This window comes from Tenacibaculum amylolyticum, from assembly GCF_964511145.1.
Taxonomy (GTDB): domain Bacteria; phylum Bacteroidota; class Bacteroidia; order Flavobacteriales; family Flavobacteriaceae; genus Polaribacter; species Polaribacter amylolyticum.
The window spans coordinates 1-3,650 of record NZ_CAZEFZ010000037.1 but is presented as its reverse complement, the minus strand read 5'-3'; the positions used below and the strand labels follow the sequence as shown (position 1 = coordinate 3,650).

Genomic DNA, 3,650 nt, shown 5'->3' with positions numbered 1-3,650 from the left:
CAAATACCGAATGAATTTTTAAATGAAGATGGTACTACTCCAATCATTATAAGCAAAACTAAAAAAGGTGGAGAAGCGATACCTGATTTAAACCTTAATTACAATAGTCTTTTTTCTAATGCTATAGCAAACGAAAATGCTATTAAAAGAGCTGCGGCTCAAAATGCTAGAAACTGGTATAATAAGCAAGCGCAAAAAGTTTTAGAATATATAGAAAACAAATACCATAAAAGTTTTAAGAGTTATGACCAAGCCAGAGAATATTTATTTAATAAAACAGAAATAAATAATCTTAGTATAAATATTCCAAGAACTAGAAATAAGGTTTCTCACGATTTAGATATTACTAATAGCCAAAAGAATTCAGGCTTAAAAAACCTAAGAAGATTACAACAACGAGAAAGTGAGATTAGAAACGGGAGAGTTAATAGTTCTCTCTATCCTGATGTAAAAGTAAATGGGATTCCATTAAAAAACATTCGAAGCATACAGGATATTAACAGAGAGAGAGCCAAATTCTCTAATATAGTAAATTTACATTGGCAAAGTGATGAATTAGGCTTTATGAAAAACAGACTAGGTTGGTACAATCTTAGACCACAATTAGAGCCTGATGCCTTAAGAGATAAGAATGCTTTTTATCATAATTTAGATTATTGGGATCGTATAAACATGATGCAATTTTTAATTCATTATGAACAATACAAAAGATACAGTAGTCCTCCTTACGTACTTAGTACAGAAGCAGCAAGAATATTTAATCAATTTAATAATAGAATAGATATTGCTAATACAAACTTTATAGAAAATAAAGTTAGAGATCAATACAAAGATTATACAGTCTATCATCCTTTATATTGGAAAATAATTTTAAAAAACAAATACCATAACAACCCTTTTGCTGCTGGTTCTGCTAAACGAGATCATAATAGATTAAGAGATCAAGCTATTGCTAATCAAATACGCAGAACCCCTATAGGTACAACTTTAAATGTAGATAATATTGTAAGAAAGTTAGGAATAACAGATGCAGATCAACAGGAATGGTTAAATGCAAACCCAAATAAAGCAGCAGAATATGTTAACAGATTACGAGCTGCTGCACAACAAGATAGTGAAGATACATCAAACCCATTACCTACGGATGAGGAAGGAAATGAAGAACCAGAAGGACAAGCTGAACAATTAGAAAGAATTAGAATTTTACGTGAACTAGCGGCGGGAGCTAAAGTTGTAAAGTTAGTTAAAGAAGTTAATATTACTGATAATAACCAAAAAAACTGGATATATCGTAATCACCAATACGCTAACCAATTAGTTAGGTTTGCAGATGAGAATAGATTTAATAATTTTCTTCCAGAAGCAAAAAAAGAACAAATTAATAAGACTATTGGTTTATTGCCTATATTTGAAAGTCTAAGTCAATATTGGCCGCAAAATGATGAACAATGGGCTGTTGTAGGAGAATTGTTTAAAAGCGTTGCTGTAGAGATAGGTCTTAGTTTTATTCCTGGTTACGATATAGTAGATACTATTAAGAGTTTTAATAATGGAGATGTACTAGGAGTAGTATTAGGGTTAGCAGGAATTATATCCACAGCAGCAGGTAGCACAGTATTTAAAGGAGCTGTAAAAGCAGGAAGTAAGCTATATAAGATTTTGAGAATCTTTAGGCAAATCCAACATTTTGCATCTAAGCTAGGAAAAATAATTGCTAGAGGTTTTAAGCCTAAGTTAGCAGATGATATTATTGAACTAACAAATAATGCAGGGCATGTAATAGCTAGAGGAGCAGATGAAGTTGAAGACTTTGCAAGTGTATTAAGTAAATTAGATAATTTACCAAACGCAAAGAAACTTATTGAGAATGGAGCAGATCATAATTTAGTAAAACGAATTGATAATTTAAGTAGTGATCAATTAAATAAATTAGATCATCTAATTAGAAATCAAAGAAAGCCCGCAGGTTATAGTGGACAATTTGACTTTACAGCTACTAAAACAATAGATGGACAACAAGTAAGTGTAAGATATGATAAAAATGGATTTCCTGATTTTAAAAACTATTCTTTGGATCAAGGATTTACTTATAAAGCAGATAATTTAATTGGTAATGGAACTACTACAGATTTTACAAACGCAACAAATTGGTTAAGAAATAAGTTTCCCGATAAAAATATTCGATCTAGAGGTACTGCTGTAGAAATTGATGGTATAATTTATACTTGGCATCATCATCAAGACGGAAAATCTTTAATGCCTGTATTGAAAAATATTCATCGTTCATTTAGCCATTCAGGAGGAAGTGCTATCATAGATAGGGGTTTGCAAGGGGTATTTAGCTCACCATTTTAATAAATATAATAATGAAAGGACTAAATTTTTTTAAAAGTAAAACAAATAATGAAACGGATACCTACAGTAAAATAGAAAAATTGATAGGTTTTGAATTACCTAAATACTTTAAACTTTTCGCATCATTATACGAATTAGGTGAAGGTAATGTTTTATTGCAAAAATATTTCAATTCTAAATTTTCTTCTTATTCTGATTGTGGTTTAATAATATTTACCCCATCACAAAATGAAGAATATAATTTCTCAGGCTTCTTTAACAACAATGAACTTTTAAATGATTGGGAGGTATATTCTAGTGACAGTCATGAATTTTTAGAACATGGACTTATTAGAATAGCTGATGTTGGTATTGGTGGAGGTATTTTTATTGGGACTAGAGATGAAAATGAAGATAAAATCTTCCTTGTTAACTGGAGTAAAAGTGAAGATTATTGTTTAATTGCCAATAATATTTTTGAATTTTCTAAAACACTTATGTTCAAAGAAGAAAAAACTTTTTTACCAAATGAAGTTTCATACTCTGAATTATATAAAAATTGGGGAGAAGATTTTTGGCGTATAAGAGAATAATTAAAATAAATTTATAGTTACTATGGTTGAGGTGGAGAATATTTTCCACCTCTTCTAGTAATACTTATTATCTTTTTCTAAAAGTAACTTAAGATGAATTTTAGCTTTTTCTAAATTTTGAATTTTCAAACAATAAAACACAAAGTTTAAAAATATTGTTGAACTGTTGAAAACACATTTTACAGTACTGGTATTTAATCGCTAAATAGAAAAACAGATGATCAACAGTTTGTCAACATCAAAAATATAAAAGTAACTGTTGACAAACTGTTGATGTTTTGTTTACCTCTAGAAGCCTTGTTTTTACTCATGAAAAGCTTATTTTGTCAACAATCAACAAACTATCTGATAAATTATTTTTCAACTTCTAGTATTTCAAGATTTATATTAAATCAAATTCTTTTAAAAAAGCTTGTACTTCTTTAGGTCTTAATTTCTTTTTAAACTTGGCTATATCTAAAGGTATTTTTCTATTTTCTGCAATTATAGTATTAATTGCGTAACGCATTTCTCCATCATTTAGATAATAATAGGTTTCAAATAACTTCTTTTTCGTGTAAATAGCATTCATTTTTTTCTTTTTAATTAATAATAGTCCTTTATATATGGTAACACTTGGTGTAAACCTATTTTAGGACGATACACTGCCTTGTCATTTTGCGTTTTCTTGCGCTTTCCTATTTTCCTGTAATTCATACCATTTTTCTAATGTATTCATAGCTG

Annotated in this window: 3 protein-coding genes; 2 read left to right on the top strand and 1 reads right to left on the bottom strand. The window is 29.2% G+C overall.

Translation table 11 applies throughout. The features are described from left to right. Positions 1-2,355: HNH endonuclease (locus ACKTTC_RS12040; RefSeq protein ID WP_408040084.1), on the top strand; the 2,355-nt coding region annotated here is incomplete at its 5' end. Between the two features lie 11 nt (positions 2,356-2,366). Next, positions 2,367-2,927, top strand: a complete 561-nt coding sequence (locus tag ACKTTC_RS12035; RefSeq protein ID WP_408040083.1) for a hypothetical protein — start codon at positions 2,367-2,369, stop codon at positions 2,925-2,927. 382 nt (positions 2,928-3,309) lie between these two features. Here the strand turns inward: ACKTTC_RS12035 and ACKTTC_RS12030 are convergent, their stop codons facing one another. Beyond that, positions 3,310-3,498, bottom strand: coding sequence for a hypothetical protein (locus ACKTTC_RS12030; RefSeq protein ID WP_408040082.1), 189 nt, complete (start codon positions 3,496-3,498; stop codon positions 3,310-3,312). Positions 3,499-3,650 lie beyond the last annotated feature (152 nt).

Bases quoted from the DNA above. Each gene is read 5' to 3' on its own strand.
- ACKTTC_RS12030 (WP_408040082.1), bottom strand. From the start codon at position 3,498: ATGAATGCTATTTACACGAAAAAGAAGTTATTTGAAACCTATTATTAT.
- ACKTTC_RS12035 (WP_408040083.1), top strand. From the start codon at position 2,367: ATGAAAGGACTAAATTTTTTTAAAAGTAAAACAAATAATGAAACGGAT.